The organism is Pseudomonas sp. T8, assembly GCF_024610635.1.
In the GTDB taxonomy this organism is placed as follows: Bacteria; Pseudomonadota; Gammaproteobacteria; order Pseudomonadales; family Pseudomonadaceae; genus Aquipseudomonas; species Aquipseudomonas chlororaphis_I.
In genome coordinates, this window is the sequence record NZ_CP102374.1 from 2,691,677 (window position 1) to 2,710,538 (window position 18,862).

General features: G+C 62.6%; 18 protein-coding genes. 9 read left to right on the top strand and 9 right to left on the bottom strand.

Translation table 11 applies throughout. The features are described 5' to 3' along the window. The first annotated feature begins 61 nt into the window (after window positions 1-61). On the top strand, window positions 62-1,495 hold the full coding sequence (locus NRG23_RS11970; RefSeq protein WP_007930234.1) for a M48 family metalloprotease: 1,434 nt from the start codon (window positions 62-64) through the stop codon (window positions 1,493-1,495). Between the two features lie 76 nt (window positions 1,496-1,571). Here NRG23_RS11970 and NRG23_RS11975 read toward each other — a convergent pair whose 3' ends face one another. The 4 genes from NRG23_RS11975 to rpoE all read right to left on the bottom strand — a co-directional run bounded on the left by NRG23_RS11975 (window position 1,572) and on the right by rpoE (window position 5,416). Then, entirely contained in the window at window positions 1,572-2,999 is a 1,428-nt protein-coding gene (locus NRG23_RS11975; RefSeq protein ID WP_009047488.1) for a DegQ family serine endoprotease, read from the bottom strand. A 245-nt stretch (window positions 3,000-3,244) separates the two neighbouring features. Then, window positions 3,245-4,207, bottom strand: a complete 963-nt coding sequence (locus tag NRG23_RS11980) for a MucB/RseB C-terminal domain-containing protein (RefSeq protein ID WP_041988725.1) — start codon at window positions 4,205-4,207, stop codon at window positions 3,245-3,247. An 8-nt stretch (window positions 4,208-4,215) separates the two neighbouring features. After that, window positions 4,216-4,803 carry a sigma-E factor negative regulatory protein gene (locus NRG23_RS11985; RefSeq protein WP_016703250.1) on the bottom strand — a complete coding sequence of 196 codons (588 nt, stop codon included), beginning with the start codon at window positions 4,801-4,803 and terminating at the stop codon, window positions 4,216-4,218. Window positions 4,804-4,834: 31 nt separating this feature from the next. Next, entirely contained in the window at window positions 4,835-5,416 is a 582-nt protein-coding gene (rpoE, locus tag NRG23_RS11990) for an RNA polymerase sigma factor RpoE (RefSeq protein ID WP_007930230.1), read from the bottom strand. Between the two features lie 570 nt (window positions 5,417-5,986). Between rpoE and nadB the strand changes: the two genes are divergently transcribed. Continuing rightward, the gene (nadB, locus tag NRG23_RS11995; protein ID WP_257374661.1) at window positions 5,987-7,603 is read left to right on the top strand and encodes an L-aspartate oxidase; all 1,617 of its coding nucleotides are present in this window, start codon (window positions 5,987-5,989) and stop codon (window positions 7,601-7,603) included. On the opposite strand, the gene NRG23_RS12000 is transcribed toward nadB, so the two are convergent. Both NRG23_RS12000 and NRG23_RS12005 read right to left on the bottom strand, forming a co-directional pair. Further along, the gene (locus NRG23_RS12000) at window positions 7,572-8,024 is read right to left on the bottom strand and encodes a protein YgfX (protein WP_110176180.1); all 453 of its coding nucleotides are present in this window, start codon (window positions 8,022-8,024) and stop codon (window positions 7,572-7,574) included. The genes nadB and NRG23_RS12000 overlap by 32 nt on opposite strands. Then, window positions 8,008-8,262 (bottom strand): succinate dehydrogenase assembly factor 2, encoded by a 255-nt coding sequence (locus NRG23_RS12005; RefSeq protein ID WP_007930227.1) that lies wholly within the window; start codon window positions 8,260-8,262, stop codon window positions 8,008-8,010. Before NRG23_RS12005 ends, NRG23_RS12000 begins: the two co-directional genes overlap by 17 nt. 149 nt (window positions 8,263-8,411) lie before the next feature. On the opposite strand from NRG23_RS12005, the gene NRG23_RS12010 reads away from it, so the two are divergent. Continuing rightward, window positions 8,412-9,353, top strand: coding sequence for a folate-binding protein YgfZ (locus tag NRG23_RS12010; RefSeq protein ID WP_016703252.1), 942 nt, complete (start codon window positions 8,412-8,414; stop codon window positions 9,351-9,353). Window positions 9,354-9,390: 37 nt separating this feature from the next. Further along, window positions 9,391-10,212, top strand: a complete 822-nt coding sequence (locus NRG23_RS12015) for an HDOD domain-containing protein (protein WP_016703253.1) — start codon at window positions 9,391-9,393, stop codon at window positions 10,210-10,212. 17 nt (window positions 10,213-10,229) lie between these two features. Here NRG23_RS12015 and NRG23_RS12020 read toward each other — a convergent pair whose 3' ends face one another. Together NRG23_RS12020 and NRG23_RS12025 are read right to left on the bottom strand one after the other, a co-directional pair. Further along, window positions 10,230-11,615: a sensor histidine kinase gene (locus NRG23_RS12020; RefSeq protein ID WP_257374662.1), complete on the bottom strand. Its 1,386-nt coding sequence runs from the start codon at window positions 11,613-11,615 to the stop codon at window positions 10,230-10,232. Continuing rightward, complete coding sequence (locus NRG23_RS12025; RefSeq protein ID WP_009042580.1) at window positions 11,608-12,279, bottom strand: response regulator; 672 nt, start codon at window positions 12,277-12,279, stop codon at window positions 11,608-11,610. Before NRG23_RS12025 ends, NRG23_RS12020 begins: the two co-directional genes overlap by 8 nt. A 236-nt stretch (window positions 12,280-12,515) precedes the next feature. Here NRG23_RS12025 and NRG23_RS12030 point away from each other — a divergent pair, with 236 nt between their 5' ends. From NRG23_RS12030 to NRG23_RS12050, 5 genes are all read left to right on the top strand, one after another. Further along, window positions 12,516-13,808, top strand: a complete 1,293-nt coding sequence (locus tag NRG23_RS12030) for an OprD family porin (protein WP_009042579.1) — start codon at window positions 12,516-12,518, stop codon at window positions 13,806-13,808. A gap of 81 nt (window positions 13,809-13,889) precedes the next feature. Further along, the gene (locus NRG23_RS12035; RefSeq protein WP_028681770.1) at window positions 13,890-14,876 is read left to right on the top strand and encodes a tripartite tricarboxylate transporter substrate binding protein; all 987 of its coding nucleotides are present in this window, start codon (window positions 13,890-13,892) and stop codon (window positions 14,874-14,876) included. Between the two features lie 56 nt (window positions 14,877-14,932). Continuing rightward, window positions 14,933-15,391 (top strand): tripartite tricarboxylate transporter TctB family protein, encoded by a 459-nt coding sequence (locus tag NRG23_RS12040; protein WP_016702126.1) that lies wholly within the window; start codon window positions 14,933-14,935, stop codon window positions 15,389-15,391. A 1-nt stretch (window position 15,392) separates the two neighbouring features. Beyond that, entirely contained in the window at window positions 15,393-16,907 is a 1,515-nt protein-coding gene (locus tag NRG23_RS12045) for a tripartite tricarboxylate transporter permease (protein ID WP_007930213.1), read from the top strand. Further along, window positions 16,900-17,931 carry an AbrB family transcriptional regulator gene (locus NRG23_RS12050; protein ID WP_009047479.1) on the top strand — a complete coding sequence of 344 codons (1,032 nt, stop codon included), beginning with the start codon at window positions 16,900-16,902 and terminating at the stop codon, window positions 17,929-17,931. Before NRG23_RS12045 ends, NRG23_RS12050 begins: the two co-directional genes overlap by 8 nt. 172 nt (window positions 17,932-18,103) lie before the next feature. Here NRG23_RS12050 and ung read toward each other — a convergent pair whose 3' ends face one another. After that, a complete protein-coding gene (gene ung, locus NRG23_RS12055; protein ID WP_009047478.1) occupies window positions 18,104-18,796 on the bottom strand; it encodes a uracil-DNA glycosylase in 693 nt (230 codons plus the stop codon). Window positions 18,797-18,862 lie beyond the last annotated feature (66 nt).

Genomic DNA, 18,862 nt, shown 5'->3' on the forward strand with positions numbered 1-18,862 from the left:
TATCTGGTCCAAGGCCTGGTGTCCGGCTACAGTAGACTCTTTGTCGACTAAGGCTTTGTGCATGACTTTTTTGCGCCCTACCCTGCTGACGCTCGCTTGCCTGCTCGCCTCACCAGGCTTCGCCGACGACCTGCCGTCACTCGGTGATGCCAGTTCTGCCATTGTCTCGCCCCAACAGGAACACCAACTGGGCCGCGCCTGGCTGGCGTTGCTGCGCAGCCAGGTTTCGCAACTCAACGACCCGCAACTCAAGGATTACGTCGAGACCAGCGTCTACAAGCTGGTCGAGACCAGCCAAGTCAACGACCGGCGTCTCGAGTTCATCCTGATCAACAGCCCGCAGCTCAACGCCTTTGCCGCTCCCGGCGGCATTGTCGGGGTCAACGGCGGGCTGTTCCTCAATGCCCAGACCGAAGGCGAATACGCCTCGGTGCTGGCTCACGAATTGGCGCACTTGTCGCAACGCCACTTCGCCCGTGGCGTCGAGGCCTCGCAACGCATGCAGGTGCCGATGATGGCCGCCCTGCTGGCCGGTATCGTGATCGCCGCGGCGGGTGGTGGCGACGCCGGGATCGCCGCCATTGCCGGCACCCAGGCCGCGGCCATCCAGGAACAACGGCGCTTCTCTCGGCAGAACGAGCAGGAAGCCGACCGTATCGGCATCCTCAACCTGGAAAAGGCCGGTTATGACCCGCGCTCCATGCCGACCATGTTCGAGCGCCTGATGCGTCAGTACCGCTTCGACGCCAAGCCGCCGGAGTTCCTGCTGACTCACCCGGTCACCGAATCGCGGATCGCCGACACCCGCAACCGTGCCGAACAGGCCAAGGCTGGCGGCAAGGAAGACAGCCTGCGCTACCAGCTGATCCGCGCACGCGTGCAACTGATCTACGAAGAGTCTCCCGGCATGGGCGCCAAGCGTTTCCGTGCCCAGCTCGACGAAAACCCGAAAAACGACATCGCCCGCTACGGACTCGCCATCGCCCAGATCAAGGGCAGCCAGTTCAACGATGCCCGGGAAAACCTCAAGCAACTGCTGGCCAAGCAGCCTAACGACATCACTTACAACCTGGCCCAGATCGATCTGGATACCGCCACCAGCCGTTTTTCCGACGCTCAGGCCCGGGTGGATAAAATGCTTGCGCAGTACCCGGGCAACTATCCACTGAACCAGGTCAGGGTCGATCTGCTGCTCAAGCAGAATCGCCCGGCGGACGCCGAAAAGGCTCTGGAAAGCCTGCTCAAGACCCGCTCCGATGATCCGGACGTCTGGTACTCGGTGGCGGAAACCCGTGGCCTGTCCGGCAACATCATCGGCCTGCATCAGGCGCGGGCCGAATACTTTGCCCTGGTCGGCGACTATCGCCAGGCGATCCAGCAGCTGGATTTCGCCAAACGCCGCGCCGGCAGCAACTTTCCCCTGTCTTCGCGGATCGACGCACGTCAGCGTGAGTTGATGGACCAGGAGCAGATGGTCAAGGACATGATGCGCTGAGCCCGACCGGCGCCCACAAAAAAGCCCGCCTCTTCCGAGGCGGGCTTTTTATTGCGCGATCAACCCGCTAAGCGGATTACTCGGCCAGCTTGAAGGTAATGAAGCTGGCGCGCCCCTGACGCAGAACCCGCATCGAGACCGAACGGTTCTTTGGCAGCGCCTGGGCGATTTCGGTGAAGTTCTTGGTTGAAGTGATCGCCTGATTGTTCAGGTGAGTGATCACATCACCCGGCTGCAGGCCGATCAGCGCGGCTGGGCCATCCTGGACTTCCTTGATCACCACACCACCCTTGAGGTCGAAGGCTTTCTTCTGCTCATCGGTCAACTCGACCACCGCAACGCCCAGACGGTTGCTGCTGCGCTCGGCACCGGACTTGCTGATGACATCCAGGGTCTTGTCTTCGTCCGGAATCGCACCAACGGTCAATTCGACGTTCTTGCGCTTGCCGTCACGAATCACTTCAAGGTTGGCTTTCGCGCCTGCCTTGAGGGCACCGACCAGATGCGGCAGGTCCGCCGACATGATGATCGGTTGACCGTTCATGCTCAGGATCACATCGCCCACCTGCAGGCCGCCCTTCGCTGCCGGACCGTCGTCCTGGATCTGTGCCACCAGCGCACCGGCCGGTTTCTCCAGGCCGAAGGATTCCGCCAGGTCCTTGTTCACTTCCTGGATGACCACGCCCAGCCAGCCGCGGCTGACTTTGCCACCGGCTTTCAGCTGGTTGGAAACATCCATGGCGACATCGATCGGGATAGCGAAGGACACACCCATGAAGCCACCGGAACGGGTGTAGATCTGCGAGTTGATACCCACGACTTCACCGGCCAGGTTGAACAGCGGACCACCGGAGTTACCCGGGTTGATCGGCACGTCGGTCTGGATGAACGGCACATAGTTTTCGTTCGGCAGGCTACGACCGATGGCACTGACGATGCCCTGGGTCACGGTGTGGTCGAAACCAAATGGCGAACCGATGGCCACCACCCACTGGCCGGCCTTCAGGTCCTGGGATTTGCCCAGTTTCAGCACCGGCAGGTCCTTGCCATCGATTTTCAGCAATGCCACGTCGGAGCGTGGATCGGTGCCGATCAGCTTGGCTTTGAGTTCGCTGCGGTCAGCCAGGCGGACAAGGATTTCATCCGCGTCGGCGATCACATGGTTGTTGGTCAGGATGTAACCATCCGACGAAATGATGAAGCCAGAACCCAGGGACTGGGCCTCACGCTGGCGATCGCCCCGTGGCGAACGCGGCTGCGGCGGCATGCCACGCTCGAAAAACTCGCGCAGCATCGGCGGCAAGCCTTCGAGGTCTGGCATCTGGGCGGAAACCTTGCGGTCCGGGAGCTTCTGCGTGGTACTGATGTTGACCACTGCAGGCGATGCCTGCTCGACCAGTTGTGTGAAGTCAGGCAAGTCCGCCGCCTGCGCGGTAACGGCCTGACCGAGCACCAGCACAGTAGCGAAAATGGAGAGATAGGATTTCAAACGTGGTATCGACATACGGCTCCCATTACAACGAGCGTGGTTAAGCGATAGGGACAAGAAATACCAGGCGATTCGCGCAGTACTTTTGTCCCGGAAACGACAAACAAGGCCAGAACCTAGTGGCTCTGACCTATAAGAAAAAACAGGGGGTTTTGCAAATGAAAATGTTCACCGAACATTTAGATATCTCGATTGCAGAGCTGGCATTGCAGACCTCTTACACAACCAACATTAACGCTCGATGAACACCTGGGCTGTACTCACTGCGCCTTGGGCGCAGCGGCGTCGGTACGCATCGACAAGGCGATCCGTTCGGCGGTGCCGATAGGGATCTCGCCCACCACCGTTACCATCATTTCGCCTTCAGGCGTGGTCAGGCGCCGGGATACCGCCACGGTTGGGCCCAGTTGAGTGCGAGTGTCGGTCACCGTCGCACCGTTGAGCGGCTCGAGGAACACCGAGAAGCGGGCCAGGCCATCGTCATACATCAAGCTGTTGACCATGGCCTTGGTGTCGGGATCCTTGCGCGCACTGCTGCTGGTCAACTCGAAGCCTGGCGGCAACCAGTCGGAATGCCAGGTCTGCGCAGCCTTCACCGCGGAAGCCTTGTCGCTGTCCAGGGCCACAGCCTTGCATTCGGCGCTGGCCTGCAACTCGCTGTCCTTCGGCACATCAGCCGTATCCAGGCGAGTGAACTGGAAGCGCTCGAGCAACTGCCCCTTATCGTTCAATAGCAACGATTTCAGCGGCAGGCCCGTCTCGCGGTCCAGATGCAATTCAAAACCATAACGGTGCTGGTCCCGTGGGGTCAGGGAAACAATGACCGCCGCACGCCCAGCCACACGCGACTTGCCGATGACGGCAAGGTCGTACCAATTCTTGAGCTTTTCTGGATCGAGTGAGTGGGCCGAAGCGTTGGGGGCATCCCCCAGTCCAGCCACCAGCGTACCGCTGACACATTGGGTACGCCCATCAACACGCACAACCTCTTGAGCGGAACCGTCGAGCTGAATCAACCGCTCGCGGACCTGGCCATCCTGGACGCGATGCCAGATGTTATGGGTAGAAAAACTACCGTTACGCTCGTAGACGAAAGTACCCTGGAAGCTTTGCTGCTGTTCGGCTTGCCCAAGACGTTTCAACCAATCCTGAGCTTCGTCGGCGTGGGCTGGAACGATGAACCAGCCACTGAGCAGAAGCGAGAGTAGAGGGATGGCGCGCATGATCCTCCTTAACGGTTTTCCAGGCTCGCCGCACGAGCATAAGGCAGAGCGCTTTCAGTGCCCTTCAGTGCAGCTTGTTGAGCATGCTGACGCAGGTAGCTTGGCAGACGCTGATCGTGCCAGCCTGGCTGACCTTGCAATACGCCGTTGGCCATAGGGCCAGTGGCTTCCGAACTCTCATTGTAGCCGGCCAATACCGCTGGGCCTTTTACTTGAGGAGCGGCCAGGGTTTGTTGGTTCGATTGCTGTGCCAGTTCGACACCAGCGATCTCGTCCTGGTTGTACAGGCGAACACCCGCCAGCACGGCAACGGTCACCGACGCGGCAACAGCCAGGCGACCCAGGCTGCGCCATGGACCACGAGTGGCCTTGGCCGGTACGGCTTCGTCAGCCAGCGCAGCAGAAACGGCCGCGGCGATGTCCAGACGCGGAAGCAGCAATTCCTTGTGCATGGCCGCCCGGGCGATCTGGTAACGAGCCCAGGTCTCACGGGTTTCCACTTCGTCGACGGCATTCAATACCCGACGTAATTCCAGTTCGTCCGCTTCGTTATCCATCACCGCGGACAGCGATTCCTGCAGGGCTTCACGACTCATGGCGGTTCCTCTCTTGGCTGTCGCCGCTGTCTCAGGTTTCCTGCAACAACGGCTGCAGGGCTTTATCGATGGCTTCCCGAGCGCGGAAAATCCGGGAGCGCACGGTACCCACCGGACATTGCATGACACTGGCAATGTCCTCGTAACTCAGACCATCGAATTCACGTAAAGTTAAAGCCGTACGCAAATCTTCTGGCAGTTGCTGAATGGTTCGATGGACGGTGCCTTCGATCTCATCCCGCAGCAATGCGCGCTCTGGAGATTCGAGATCCTTGAGGCCATGATCGCCATCGTAGAACTCCGCATCCTCGGAACTGACATCGCTATCCGGCGGCCGGCGGCCGCGTGAAACCAGATAGTTTTTCGCCGTGTTGATGGCGATACGATACAGCCACGTATAAAACGCACTGTCACCGCGGAAATTACCAAGCGCACGGTAAGCCTTGATAAAGGCTTCTTGTGCAACATCCTGGGCTTCATGGGTGTCGTGCACGAAACGCACGATCAACCCGAGAATTTTGTGCTGGTATTTCAGCACTAGCAGATCGAAAGCTCGCTTGTCGCCGCGCTGAACGCGCTCGACCAGCTGCTGATCCTCTTCCTGGGTTAGCATGAACACTCCTCGATAAGCTCGGAGGAGGCTTGCATAACTAAACGATCAGGCTTGCAAACATAGACTCGGGCTTTTCGCAAAAGTTCTCCCCCTCCAAGCAAGTTTCCTGCGGGCTCTGATTTGGCACGCACGAAAAACGCAGCGCGGGCAAGGCCGGCTGCGCGAATAATCCTGTCGTCGAATTGAGTTGCATGACCACAACACAAGTCCTGCATAAAACCGACGCTGTCCCTTCTATCAGGCAACCTTCTATTGAGTTTGGGGCCGTGTCAAAAGTTCCCAATCTTTATAGCCGTGCAGGGCGAACATTGTGTAACCATGAAGAGAAAAAGGTTGCTACATCTTCGATACAGTCGCCAGTTTCCCGATTTGACGGAAAAATCTAACCGCCCGCCACTGCCTCGCAACACCGCCTTTTCCCGCGCCCATAATTTCATAATGCCACGAAGGCACCGCTATTGTGCCGATCCCCCCCTCTATATACTAGTGGGCTGCATGGCTGCTTTGACTCGCCGATCCAGGCGTCTTGCGCCAACCCCGACCCGGGTCGCTTTTGAGCGGAATCTTCCAATGAGCCAACAGTTTCAACACGATGTTCTGGTGATAGGCAGCGGCGCTGCCGGTTTGAGCCTTGCGCTGACCTTGCCCGGTCATCTGCGCATCGCCGTATTGAGCAAGGGCGATCTCGCCAATGGCTCGACCTATTGGGCTCAGGGTGGCGTCGCGGCAGTGCTGGACGACACCGATACCGTCGAATCCCACGTCGACGACACCCTCAATGCCGGTGGCGGCCTGTGCCACGAAGACGCGGTGCGGTTTACCGTCGAGCATAGCCGCGAGGCCATTCAATGGCTGATCGATCAGGGCGTGCCCTTCACCCGTGACGAACAATCGGGCAATGAAGACGGCGGTTTCGAATTCCACCTGACCCGCGAAGGCGGCCACAGCCATCGCCGCATCATCCATGCCGCCGACGCCACCGGCGCGGCCATCTTCACGACATTGCTGGACCAGGCCCGGCAACGCCCGAATATCGAGTTGCTGGAACAGCGGGTCGCCGTCGATCTGATTACCGAAAAACGCCTGGGGCTGGAAGGCGATCGCTGCCTCGGCGCCTATGTACTCAACCGCGCCACCGGCGAAGTCGACACCTACGGTGCGCGTTTTGTCATCCTCGCTTCCGGCGGTGCCGCCAAGGCCTACCTCTATACCAGCAACCCCGATGGCGCCTGTGGCGATGGCATCGCCATGGCCTGGCGTTCGGGCTGCCGGGTGGCCAACCTGGAGTTCAACCAGTTCCACCCGACCTGCCTCTACCATCCGCAGGCCAAGAGTTTCCTGATCACCGAGGCCCTGCGCGGCGAAGGGGCACTCCTGAAGCTGCCCAACGGTGAACGCTTCATGCCGCGTTTCGACCCGCGTGCCGAACTGGCGCCGCGGGATATCGTCGCCCGGGCCATCGACCATGAAATGAAGCGCCTGGGTATCGACTGCGTGTACCTGGACATCAGCCACAAGCCGGAAGCCTTCATCAAAAGCCACTTCCCGACCGTGTACGAACGCTGCCTGGAATTCTCCATCGACATCACCAAGCAGCCGATCCCGGTGGTACCGGCAGCGCACTACACCTGCGGCGGGGTGATGGTCGACCAGCAGGGCCGCACCGACGTTCCGGGCCTGTATGCCATTGGCGAAACCAGCTTCACCGGCCTGCACGGCGCCAACCGCATGGCCAGCAACTCGCTGCTGGAATGCTTCGTCTATGCCCGTTCCGCGGCCGCCGACATTCTCGAGCAACTGCCACAGATCGCCATTCCGATCGCCCTGCCCGCCTGGGACGCCAGCCAGGTCACCGATTCCGACGAAGATGTGATCATTGCGCACAACTGGGACGAACTACGGCGATTCATGTGGGACTATGTCGGTATCGTGCGCACCAACAAGCGCCTGCAACGGGCTCAGCACCGGGTGCGCCTGCTGCTGGACGAAATCGATGAGTTCTACAGCAACTACAAGGTCAGTCGCGACCTGATCGAGCTGCGCAACCTGGCCCAGGTCGCCGAGCTGATGATTCGTTCAGCCATGGAGCGCAAGGAAAGCCGGGGCCTGCATTACACCCTCGACTACCCGAACCTGCTGCCCCAGGCACTGGACACTATTCTGGTGCCGCCCACCTACGGCGACTGAACTTGAGCCGCACGCGCAGGCGCCGATGCACATCGGCCGCCTGCGCATCCCGCGGCACACAGACCGACCTCACCCAGCGCTCGCCCGGCAAGCGAAAACGCAACACCACCAGCAACGGCAGCGCCAGGCTGTCAGGCCGCAGTTGCACCGGCCGCCAGCCCTGCCCCGCGCACCACAACTGCCAGCCATCGACATCGCGACGCAGACCGCTGAAAGCCGAGGGATGACTCAGCAGAATCCGCCGCGGCAACGTCCAGACTGCGTGGCCCAGGCACAGCAGAGCCCCGAACAGACCGGCCCAAAGCGGAATATCGAGCATCAGCAAGGCGCCCAGCGCGAACAGCTGGGCCAGGAGATAGGCCGCCAGCAATTGCCTGGAAGGCTGCCAGCGGCATTCGAAGGTGTTACTTGGGTTGGACACGATCCAGGATCATGCGGACCATGCGTTGCAGCTCGGGATCTTCGGATTCGGAGCGTTCCATGAACCAGCCGAACATGTCCTGATCTTCGCATTCGAGCAGCCTGACGTAGCAGGCACGGTCAACATCGTTCAGATGCGGATAGACTTCTTTCACGAATGGCACCAGCAACACGTCCAGTTCCAGCATGCCGCGGCGGCTGTGCCAGTAGAGGCGGTTCAGTTCAACATCTTCGACCATGGAGCGCTCCTCAAATAGAGCGTAAGTATACAGTCCGACGGATGCCAGAACAGTCGGCTTTGGTCGATCGCCACCCATCCTTTGTGAACTACCCATTTCAAGGGCACCACCTTATGATGTTCGCCAGACTTTTTACCCTGCGATGACCCATGGCTGATTCCGCTTTTTTCTGCTCCCTGTCCCACGAGGGCGTTCTCGCCGTCCGCGGCCCCGATGCCAGCAAGTTCCTTCAGGGCCAGCTGACCTGCAACCTCAATTACCTCAGCGATAGCCAATCCAGCCTGGGCGCCCGTTGCACCCAGAAAGGCCGCATGCAATCGAGCTTTCGCATCCTGCTCGAAGGCGATGGCTGCCTGCTGGCCATGGCCACCGAGTTGCTGGAGCCGCAACTGGCGGACCTGAAAAAATACGCGGTGTTTTCCAAGGCCAAGCTCAGCGATGAAAGCGCCCTGTGGGCGCGCTTCGGCCTGGGCAACGCCGATGCGCTGCTGGCCGGTCTCGGGCTGCAGCTGCCGGCGGAAGACGGCGCGGTCGCCCGCAACGACGGCCTGATCGCCATTCGTGTCTCAGCGGACCGGGCCGAGCTCTGGGCCCCGGCAGATAAAGCTGAAGGCCTGCGCGAAAAGCTGGCCGCGCAACTGCCCGAAGGCGATCTCAACCAATGGTTGCTGGGCCAGATCCGCGCCGGTATCGGCCAGGTCATGCCGGCCACCCGCGAGCTGTTCATCCCGCAAATGCTCAACCTGCAGGCCATCGGCGGCGTCAGTTTCAAGAAAGGCTGCTACACCGGCCAGGAAATCGTCGCGCGCATGCAGTACCTGGGCAAACTCAAGCGCCGCCTCTACCGCCTGGCCCTGAACGTCGAAGAGTTGCCGGAACCCGGTACCCCGCTGTTCTCCCCGACCCACGGCAGCTCCATCGGCGAAGTGGTGATCGCCGCGCGCGCCGAACAAAACATTGAACTCCTGGCCGTACTGCAAGCCGAAGCCGCAGAGGATGGCAATCTCCATCTCGGCGCGCTCGAAGGCCCCGGGCTGCAGTTGCTGGACTTGCCTTACCAGCTGGATCGCGATCGAGAAATCCAGCGCTGATCGCCGCAACTTCCTGCAATACCCCTAGAGAACAGAAATGAGCGAGCTGGCGGAAAAGGTCCAACAGGATTTGGTTGAGGCCATCGATAACGATGACCTGGTTCTGCCAACGTTACCGGAAGTGGCCCTGCAGATTCGCCGGGCCGCCGAAGATCCGGAAATCAGCGTCAGTACCCTGAGCAAAGTGATTGGCCGTGATACGGCGCTGTCGGCGCGCCTGATCAAAGTGGTCAACAGCCCGCTGCTGCGCGCCACCCAGGAAGTCACCGACCTGCACACCGCGATTACCCGGCTGGGGGTCAATTACAGCAGCAACCTGGCCATCGGCCTGGTCATGGAGCAGATTTTCCATGCCCGCTCGGAGGTGATCGCGCAGAAAATGCACGACGTCTGGCGCAAAAGCCTGGAAGTGGCCGGCGTCAGCTATGCCCTGTGCCGCAGCCATACCCAGTTGAAACCCGACCAGGCCGCCCTTGGCGGACTGGTGCATCAGATCGGCGTGCTGCCGATCCTGACCTATGCGGAAGATCACTATGAGCTGCTGTCCGACCCGGTCAGCCTCAACCACGTGATCGAACGCATCCACCCGTTACTGGGCGACAAGCTGCTACAGGTCTGGGAGTTTCCGGAACAGCTGGCCAAATTGCCGGGGCAGTACCTGGACTTCAAGCGCCAGTCCACACGTGTGGATTACGTCGACCTGGTGCAGGTCGCCAGCCTGTATTGCCACAAGGACACCGATCATCCGCTGGCGAAGATCGATCTCCTCAGCGTACCGGCCTTCAAGAAGCTCGGGATCGATCCCGAGAACAAGGTGATGTGCAGCGATCTGGCCGAGTCGCGGTCAATGTTCTACTGAACCTGTACCGCAAGCCCCTAGCCCGCGTTAAAACTCACCCGCACCTTCAGCCCCGCCTGCGCGCCATCGTGCAGGCTGATCTGCGCCAGATGGGCGCGACAGATTTCGCCGACAATCGCCAGGCCCAGGCCGGAACCGGCGACATGGGGGTTACGCCGGTAGAAACGCTCGAATACCCGATCGCGGTCTTCCAGCGGAATCCCCGGGCCGTCGTCCTCCACCTCCAGCACCGCCGGTGCACTGACCCGCAGGATCACGTTTCCGCCCGCCCTGGTGTGGGCCAGGGCATTGTCCACCAGGTTGCTCAGCAGCTCGTTCAAGAGGGTCGGCTCGCCGCGTAGCCAGACCGGCTCGTCGGCTTCCAGGGCCAGGGCGATCCCCCGGGCGTGGGCCAAGGGCGCCATGGCCATGCCCAGTTCGCGGGCCAGCTGGCTGAGATCGAGCAATTGCGCGCCGCCCTCGGCAATCGCCCGGGCACCGTTTTCGATCCGCGCCAGGGACAGCAACTGATTGGCCAGGTGAGTCAGGCGATCGGTGCCCTGGGCGGCGCTTTCCAGGGTGCTGCGCCAAGTCTCGGGTTCCGACGCCCGCAGCCCCAGTTCCAGGCGTGCCTTGAGTGCCGCCAACGGGGTGCGCAATTCGTGTGCGGCATCGGCGATGAACTGCGCCTGGCGCTCGAACTGCCCACGCAGCCGCTCGGTGAAGTGATTCAGCGCCCGCACCAGTGGCCACAGCTCGCGCTGCACCTCGACCAGCGGCAAGGGGCGCAAATCATCGGGCTGGCGCTCTTCCACCGCGCTGCGCAAACGCTCCAGCGGACGCAACGCGGCGCTGACCGCGAACCACACCAGCAGCAAGGCCCCCATGGCCAGCATGCCCAGGCGCAACAGGGTATCGGCCATCAGGCTGCGCGCCATGCGGACCCGCGCCTCGTCGGTCTCCGCCACGCGAATCTCCGCCATGCCGTTCATGTTCGGCTCGCTGACCGCCTTGAGCAGGCTCACCACCCGGACGTTCTGCCCTTGATAGGTGGCATCGTAGAACCGCGCCAGCGCCGGGTAATCGTCGGTGCGCGGCGTGCCCGGCGGCGGACCGGGCAGGTTTTCGTAACCGGAAATCAGTTTTTGGTGGATGTCGTTGACCTGGTAATAGATCCGCCCGGCGCTGTCGTAGGCGAAGGTATCGAGGGCGACATAGGGCACATTGGCGCTCAGGCCGCCGTCGCGCTGGGACAGGCCGGCGGCGATGGTGCGGGCCGAGGCCAGCAGGGTCCGATCGTAGGCGGTGTCCGCCGCCTCGCGGCCGTTCCAGTAGGCACTCAGGCCGCTGGCCAGCATCAATACCACCAGCAGCAGCGCCAGGTTCCACAGCAGGCGCCAGCGCAGGCTCCTGGGCCTATGCATCGCGGCTTTCCAGCAGGTAGCCGAGGCCACGGAAGGTGACGATGGCCACCGGCTGGCCGTCGAGTTTCTTGCGCAAGCGATGGACATAGATTTCGATGGCATCCGGGCTGGCCTCTTCATCCAGGCCGAAGACCTGGGAAGCCAGTTGCTCCTTGCTCATGACCCGCCCCGGCCGGGCGATCAGCGCCTCGAGCACCGCCTGCTCGCGAGAGGTCAACGTCAGCAGTTCTTCACCGAGGGTAAAACGCCGGGTATCGAGGTCGTAGGCCAGCACTCCGCAGCGCTGCACCCGCTCGCCGCCGAGCACGCTGCGCCGCAGCAGGGCCTTGACCCGCGCTTCCAGCTCGGTCAGCTCGAAGGGCTTGGCCAGGTAGTCGTCCGCCCCCAGGTTGAGGCCGTGGACCCGGTCCTTCACATCGCTGCGCGCGGTCAGCATCAGCACCGGCAGGTTCTTGCCCCGCGCTCGCAGGCGCGCCAGCACTTCGAAACCATCCAGGCGCGGCAGGCCCACATCGAGGATCGCCATGGCGTAATCCTCGCTACCCAGGGCCAGGTCCGCGGCGACCCCATCGTGCAGCACATCCACGGTCAAGCCCGTGCTCTTGAGCGCCTGGGCGACACTTTCAGCCAGCTGCAGGTGGTCTTCGACGAGAAGCACGCGCATGGATTTCCTACCTCGTTCAGGGGATCGACGGCACTTTTTATTGCCGCGGAGTTTACAGCCGGGACCGCTGCTGTGAAGCCCGAAAACCGTGAAAGTCTGCTGAAAGGTTAGCGAAAGGTTGGCCCTTTAGAGTCCTGTCACGGATTGTTTCGACTTCCGTGGCTACCCCCCGGTGGCCTCCCGAAAAACGCCTCGAAGCGTTTTCGCCAATAAGAACAATAACGGAGTACAACACGATGCTGTCCATGCAGCCTCAGGCTTGCCAGCCTGTTCGTTTTTCCCGTCTGAGCCACACCGCCCTCGCCAGCGCCGCCGCCCTCGCCGGTTTCTCACCGATCAGCCAGGCCGCCTTCTTCGAAGACAGCAGCGCCACCCTCGAAACCCGCAACATGTACTTCAACCGCGATTTCCGCAGCGGCACCAGCGCCCAGCAATCCAAGCGCGACGAATGGGCCCAGGGCTTCATGCTCAACCTGCAATCGGGCTACACCGACGGCACCGTGGGCTTCGGCGTCGATGCGCTGGGCATGCTCGGCATCAAGCTCGACTCCAGCCCCGACCGCACCGGCACCGGCCTGCTGCCGACCCACGACGACGGGCGCGCCGCCGACGAGTACTCCAAGGTCGGCCTGACCGGCAAAGTGAAGATCTCCGCCACCGAACTGAAGATCGGCAGCCTGATCCCAGAACTGCCGACCATCAAGCCCAACGACGGGCGCATCCTGCCGCAGACCTTCGAGGGCGGCCTGCTGACCTCCAGGGAAATCAAGAACCTGACCTTCACCGGCGGGCGCCTGGAGAAAGCCAAGGATCGCGACAGCACCGACTTCGAGGACATCGCCCTCAACAACAAGAACAGCCGCTTCGCCGGCACCGTCGCCGGCAAGCACTTCGACTTCGGCGGCCTGGACTACAAGTTCACCGACAAGATCACCGGCAGCTACCACTTCGCCCAGCTCGCCGAGGTCTACAACCAGCACTTCTTCGGCCTGCTCGCCTCGCAGCCGATGGGCCCGGGCACCTTCGCCACGGACCTGCGCTTCGCCGTCAGTGACGACCAGGGCCAGGCCCGCGGCGGCAAGATCGACAACAAATCCCTCAACGGCCTGGTGAGCTACGCCCTGAACGGGCATAAACTCAGCGCCGGCTACCAGCACATGTCCGGCGACAGCGCCTTCCCCTACCTCGACGGGGCCGACCCGTACCTGGTCAACTTCGTGCAGATCAACGACTTCGCCGGCGCCGAAGAGCGCTCCTGGCAAGCCCGCTACGACTACGACTTCGGCAAGCTCGGCATCCCCGGCCTGACCTTCATGACCCGCTACCTGAGCGGTGACAACATCGCCCTGAAAAACGGCGACACCGGCAAGGAATGGGAACGCAACACCGAGATCAAGTACGTGGTGCAAAGCGGCACCTTCAAGGACGTCGCGGTGCGCCTGCGCAATGCCACCTACCGTTCCAACTATTCGGCCCGCGATGCGGATGAAGTGCGCCTGCTGGTGAGCTACAGCCTGGCGCTCTGGTAATCGACCGACCTTCGGCAAGTGCTGACACCTGCCGAAGCCCCTGGCATGCAATACACAACAACAACTCCTGTGGAGACAAGCATGAACCCATCACTGCGTAAATTGGCCCTCGCCGCCGGCTGTATGCTGTTCGCCGGTCAACTACTCGCCGCCAGTGGCGAACCCAAGCGCCCGGAATGCATCGCCCCGGCTTCCCCCGGCGGCGGTTTCGACCTGACCTGCAAACTGGCGCAGAGCGCGCTGGTCAACGAAAAGCTGCTGACCAAACCAATGCGCGTGACCTACATGCCCGGCGGTGTCGGCGCGGTGGCCTACAACGCGGTGGTGGCCCAGCGTCCGGCCGACGCCGGCACACTGGTGGCCTGGTCCAGCGGTTCGCTGCTGAACCTGGCCCAGGGCAAGTTCGGCCGCTTCGATGAAAGCGCGGTGCGCTGGCTGGCCGCGGTCGGCACCAGCTATGGCGCCATCGCCGTGAAGAGCGACTCGCCGTACAAGACCCTCGACGACCTGGTCAAGGCCCTGAAGAAAGACCCGAGCTCGGTGGTGATCGGCTCCGGCGGTACCGTCGGCAGCCAGGACTGGATGCAGACCGCGCTGATCGCCAAGGCCGCAGGGATCAACCCGCGCGACCTGCGCTACGTGGCCCTGGAAGGCGGCGGCGAAATCGCCACCGCGCTGCTGGGTGGGCACATCCAGGTCGGCAGTACCGACATCTCCGACTCCATGCCGCACATCCAGAGCGGTGACATGCGCCTGCTCGCGGTGTTCTCCGACAAGCGCCTGGACGAGCCGGAAATGAAGGACATCCCGACCGCCAAGGAGCAAGGCTACGACATCGTCTGGCCAGTGGTGCGCGGCTTCTACCTCGGGCCAAAGGTCAGCGACGAAGACTACGCCTGGTGGAAAGACGCCTTCGACAAGCTGCTGGCTTCCGAAGAGTTCGCCAAGCTGCGCGACCAGCGCGAACTCTTCCCGTTCGCCATGACCGGGCCGGAACTGGACGCCTACGTGAAGAAGCAGGTAGCCGACTACAAGACCCTGGCCAAAGAGTTCGGCCTGATCCAGTAATCGCCCCTGTCTAGCGGTCCTGCCCCTTTCGCGGGGGCAGGGCCCAGGAGTTTGCCATGCTCTTACAACGCATTTTCGCCTCGGTGCTGCTCCTGGTCTGCCTGGGCCTGGCACTGATGGCCTGGCCTTACCAGGCCGCTTTTTCCTACGAACCGGTCGGCCCGCGCGCCTTTCCCCTGCTGATGCTCGGGCTGATGGGCCTGGCGCTGCTGTACATGGTGTTTCGCCCGGCGCCGATCAAGCACAGCGAAGACGAACCGCCGCTGGACCGTGAAACCCTGACCAAGATCAGCATCTGCGTGGTCCTGCTGCTGATCTTCGCCGGTCTGTTCGAACCCCTGGGTTTCATTCTCAGCAGCATCCTGATCGGCATTCCGATGGCGCGCCTGTACGGCGGCCGCTGGGTGCCCAGCGCCGTGGTCACCACGCTGATGGCCATCGGTCTGTACGTGCTCTTCGACCGGGTGATGGACGTGCCACTGCCCCTGGGCCTGCTCGACGTTCTGGAGAACTGATATGGATACGCTTGGCTATTTGGGCCAGGGTTTCGGCGTCGCGCTGAGCCCCTACAACCTGGTCACCGCCCTGACCGGCACCCTGATCGGCACCGTGGTCGGCCTGCTCCCGGGCCTGGGCCCGATCAACGGCGTGGCGCTGCTGATCCCGATCGCCTTCGCCCTCGGCCTGCCACCGGAGTCGGCGCTGATCCTGCTGGCGGCGGTATACCTGGGTTGCGAATACGGCGGCCGGATCAGTTCGATCCTGCTGAACATCCCGGGCGAAGCCTCCACCGTGATGACCACCCTCGACGGCTACCCGATGGCGCGCCAGGGCCTGGCCGGGGTGGCCTTGTCGCTGTCGGCCTGGAGCTCGTTCATCGGCGCCTTCATCGCCACCTGCGGCATGGTGATGTTCGCCCCACTGCTGGCGAAATGGGCAATCGCCTTCGGCCCGGCGGAGTACTTCGTGCTGATGGTGTTCGCCATTGTCTGCCTCGGCGGCATGGCGGGTGACCGACCGATCAAGACCTTTATCGCGGCGCTGATCGGGCTGTTCCTGTCGTCGGTCGGCATCGACGCCAACAGCGGCGTGTACCGCTTCACCGGCGACAACATCCACCTCACCGACGGCATCCAGTTCGTGGTGCTGGTACTGGGCCTGTTCTCCATCAGCGAGATCCTGTTGCTGCTGGAAAAAACCCATCGCGGCCAGGAAGCGGTGAAAGCCACCGGGCGCATGATGTTCAACTTCAAGGAAGCGGCGTCGGTGTTCGTGGTGAACATCCGTTGCGGCCTGCTGGGCTTCATCATGGGCGTCTTGCCGGGTGCCGGCGCGACCCTGGCCAGCGCCGTGGCCTACATGACCGAAAAACGCATCGCCGGCGCCAGCGGCAAGTTCGGCCAGGGCGACAAGCGCGGCCTGGCGGCTCCGGAAACCGCGATCGGCGCCTCGGCCTGCGGCGCCCTGGTGCCGATGCTGACCCTCGGCGTCCCGGGCTCGGGCACTACCGCGGTGATGATCGGCGCCCTGTCGCTGTACAACATCACCCCGGGCCCGCTGCTGTTCCAGCAGCAACCGGACATCGTCTGGGGCCTGATCGCCTCGCTGTTCATCGCCAACATCATGCTGGTGATCCTCAACATCCCGATGATCCGCGTCTTCACCCGCATCCTCGCCGTGCCGAACTGGGCCCTGGTGCCGGTGATCGCAATCATCACCGGGATCGGCGTCTACGCGGTGCACGCCACCACCTTCGACCTGTTCCTGATGGTCGGCATCGGCATCTTCGGCTACATCCTGCGCAAGCTGGATTTCCCGCTGTCGCCAGTGTTGCTGGGCTTTATCCTCGGCGGACTGATGGAACAGAACCTGCGTCGCGCGCTGTCGATCTCAAACGGCGCGATGGAAATCCTCTGGTCCAGCCCGATCACCGTCGGCGTCTGGGTGCTGACCGTGATCATGCTGCTGATGCCGATGATCCGCATCTGGCGCAAGCGCTCGGCCCTGCAACGCGCCGTGGCCGATGTCTGAGGTCAGCTTCAAACAGTGGTGGGGGACGCCCCTGGTCGGTCTGGTCGGCGGTTACCTCGCCAGCCAGATCGGCTGGCCGCTGCCGTGGATGGTCGGCTCGTTGCTGGCGATCATCCTGGTGCGCTGCCTGACGCCCTGGCAACTGGGGGAAATCCCCGGCGGCCGCAAATGCGGGCAATGGGTGGTAGGGATCGGCATCGGCCTGCACTTCACCCCGGTGGTGATGGAGCAGGTCATGAGCCATTTCGGCCTGATCTTCTTCGGTGCCCTGGTCACCAGCCTGTCCAGCGTGGTCGGGGTCTGGCTGCTGCGGCGCACCGGTGAGGACCGGGCCACCGCGTTCTTCTCCAGCATGCCGGGCGGCTCCGGCGAGATGGTCAACCTCGGCGCGCGCAACGGCGCGGTGCTCAGCCGTGTGGCGGCCGGGCAGAGCCTGCGGGTGCTGGTGGTGGTCTTGTGTGTACCGGCGGCCTTCAAGTACCTGTTGGGTGAAGGCGTGCCCCAATTGCATCCGGCCAGCGTCGATTGGCGCTGGCTGGCGGTATTGTTTCCGGCGGGCGCCCTGCTCGCCTGGCTCTGGCAGCGTCTGCGCCAGCCCAACCCCTGGCTGTTCGGGCCGCTGCTGGTCAGCGCCGCGGTCAGTATCGGCTGGGACCTGCACATCGGCCTGCCGGACGGCGGCAGCCAGATCGGCCAGTGGCTGATCGGCAGCGGCCTGGGCTGTCACTTCAATCGCCAGTTCTTCCGCCGCGCGCCCTCGTTCATGGGCCGCACCCTGGTCGGCACCGCGCTGACCATGCTGATCGCCAGCCTCGCGGCCGTGGCCCTGAGCGCCCTGACTCATCTGGATTTGCGTTCGCTGACATTGGGCATGATGCCCGGCGGTATCGCGGAAATGAGCCTGACGGCCGAGACCCTGCAACTGTCGGTGCCGCTGGTGACGGCGATGCAGGTGATGCGCTTGCTGTTCGTGCTGTTTCTGGCCGAGCCGCTGTTCCGGCATTGGGACAAGAAACCGGACTGAAGCCGGTCCCCCGTAGCCGCTGCCGCAGGCTGCGATCGACCCCGAAAGGGGCGCAATATACAGAATCGCCGAGGTCCTTCGGACCTATCGCAGCCTGCGGCAGCGGCTACAGGGTTTTGCGTTGTTTCTGTAGGAGCGAGGCTTACCCGCGATGACGGCCTTCAACCCTCCATCAAACCGGCGGCAAGCGCCATTCGATCGGCGTCTCGCCATTCTGCTCGAGGTATTTGTTGGTCCGGCTGAAATGCCCGCAACCGATAAAACCGCGGTACGCCGACAGGGGCGACGGGTGTACCGAGGTCAGCACCAGATGCTTGGTGGCATCGATCAGCTTCTGCTTGCTCTGGGCATGGGAACCCCACAGCAGGAACACCAGATGGGGCTGGTGCTGGCTCACCACTTCGATGATCCGGTCGGTGAAATGCTGCCAGCCCCTGCCCGCGTGGGAAGCGGCGTTGGCCCGCTGTACGGTCATGGTCGTGTTGAGCATCAGCACACCCTGGTCGGCCCAGCTCTGCAGGTAGCCGTGGTTGGGCATGTCGATGTTCAGGTCGCGCTTGAGCTCTTTATAGATGTTCACCAGGGACGGCGGCGCCGGTACGCCGGGCTGTACCGAGAAGCACAGGCCGTGGGCCTGGCCCGGGCCGTGATAAGGGTCCTGGCCGAGGATCACCACCTTGACCTTGTCCAGCGGCGTGGAATTCAGCGCGTTGAAGATCAACGGGCCCGGCGGATAGATCTCCTTGCCGGCGGCATGTTCCTGACGCAGGAACTCGCGCAACTCCGCCATGTAAGGCTGGTCGAATTCGGCACGCAGCGCCTGCTTCCAGCTGGGTTCGAGTTTGATACGGTCGTCATCGGTCATGGTTGCACCCGGTAAAATCAATGGGCGCACCCTAGGAAAGCCCACCACGCTTGTCAATTGATCTGA

What these genes read in the sequence shown, in the direction of transcription:
- NRG23_RS11970 (WP_007930234.1), top strand. Translation starts at nt 62, where the DNA reads ATGACTTTTTTGCGCCCTACCCTGCTGACGCTCGCTTGCCTGCTCGCC.
- NRG23_RS11975 (WP_009047488.1), bottom strand. Translation starts at nt 2,999, where the DNA reads ATGTCGATACCACGTTTGAAATCCTATCTCTCCATTTTCGCTACTGTG.
- NRG23_RS11980 (WP_041988725.1), bottom strand. Translation starts at nt 4,207, where the DNA reads ATGCGCGCCATCCCTCTACTCTCGCTTCTGCTCAGTGGCTGGTTCATC.
- NRG23_RS11985 (WP_016703250.1), bottom strand. Translation starts at nt 4,803, where the DNA reads ATGAGTCGTGAAGCCCTGCAGGAATCGCTGTCCGCGGTGATGGATAAC.
- rpoE (WP_007930230.1), bottom strand. Translation starts at nt 5,416, where the DNA reads ATGCTAACCCAGGAAGAGGATCAGCAGCTGGTCGAGCGCGTTCAGCGC.
- nadB (WP_257374661.1), top strand. Translation starts at nt 5,987, where the DNA reads ATGAGCCAACAGTTTCAACACGATGTTCTGGTGATAGGCAGCGGCGCT.
- NRG23_RS12005 (WP_007930227.1), bottom strand. Translation starts at nt 8,262, where the DNA reads ATGGTCGAAGATGTTGAACTGAACCGCCTCTACTGGCACAGCCGCCGC.
- NRG23_RS12010 (WP_016703252.1), top strand. Translation starts at nt 8,412, where the DNA reads ATGGCTGATTCCGCTTTTTTCTGCTCCCTGTCCCACGAGGGCGTTCTC.
- NRG23_RS12015 (WP_016703253.1), top strand. Translation starts at nt 9,391, where the DNA reads ATGAGCGAGCTGGCGGAAAAGGTCCAACAGGATTTGGTTGAGGCCATC.
- NRG23_RS12020 (WP_257374662.1), bottom strand. Translation starts at nt 11,615, where the DNA reads ATGCATAGGCCCAGGAGCCTGCGCTGGCGCCTGCTGTGGAACCTGGCG.
- NRG23_RS12025 (WP_009042580.1), bottom strand. Translation starts at nt 12,279, where the DNA reads ATGCGCGTGCTTCTCGTCGAAGACCACCTGCAGCTGGCTGAAAGTGTC.
- NRG23_RS12030 (WP_009042579.1), top strand. Translation starts at nt 12,516, where the DNA reads ATGCTGTCCATGCAGCCTCAGGCTTGCCAGCCTGTTCGTTTTTCCCGT.
- NRG23_RS12035 (WP_028681770.1), top strand. Translation starts at nt 13,890, where the DNA reads ATGAACCCATCACTGCGTAAATTGGCCCTCGCCGCCGGCTGTATGCTG.
- NRG23_RS12040 (WP_016702126.1), top strand. Translation starts at nt 14,933, where the DNA reads ATGCTCTTACAACGCATTTTCGCCTCGGTGCTGCTCCTGGTCTGCCTG.
- NRG23_RS12045 (WP_007930213.1), top strand. Translation starts at nt 15,393, where the DNA reads ATGGATACGCTTGGCTATTTGGGCCAGGGTTTCGGCGTCGCGCTGAGC.
- NRG23_RS12050 (WP_009047479.1), top strand. Translation starts at nt 16,900, where the DNA reads ATGTCTGAGGTCAGCTTCAAACAGTGGTGGGGGACGCCCCTGGTCGGT.
- ung (WP_009047478.1), bottom strand. Translation starts at nt 18,796, where the DNA reads ATGACCGATGACGACCGTATCAAACTCGAACCCAGCTGGAAGCAGGCG.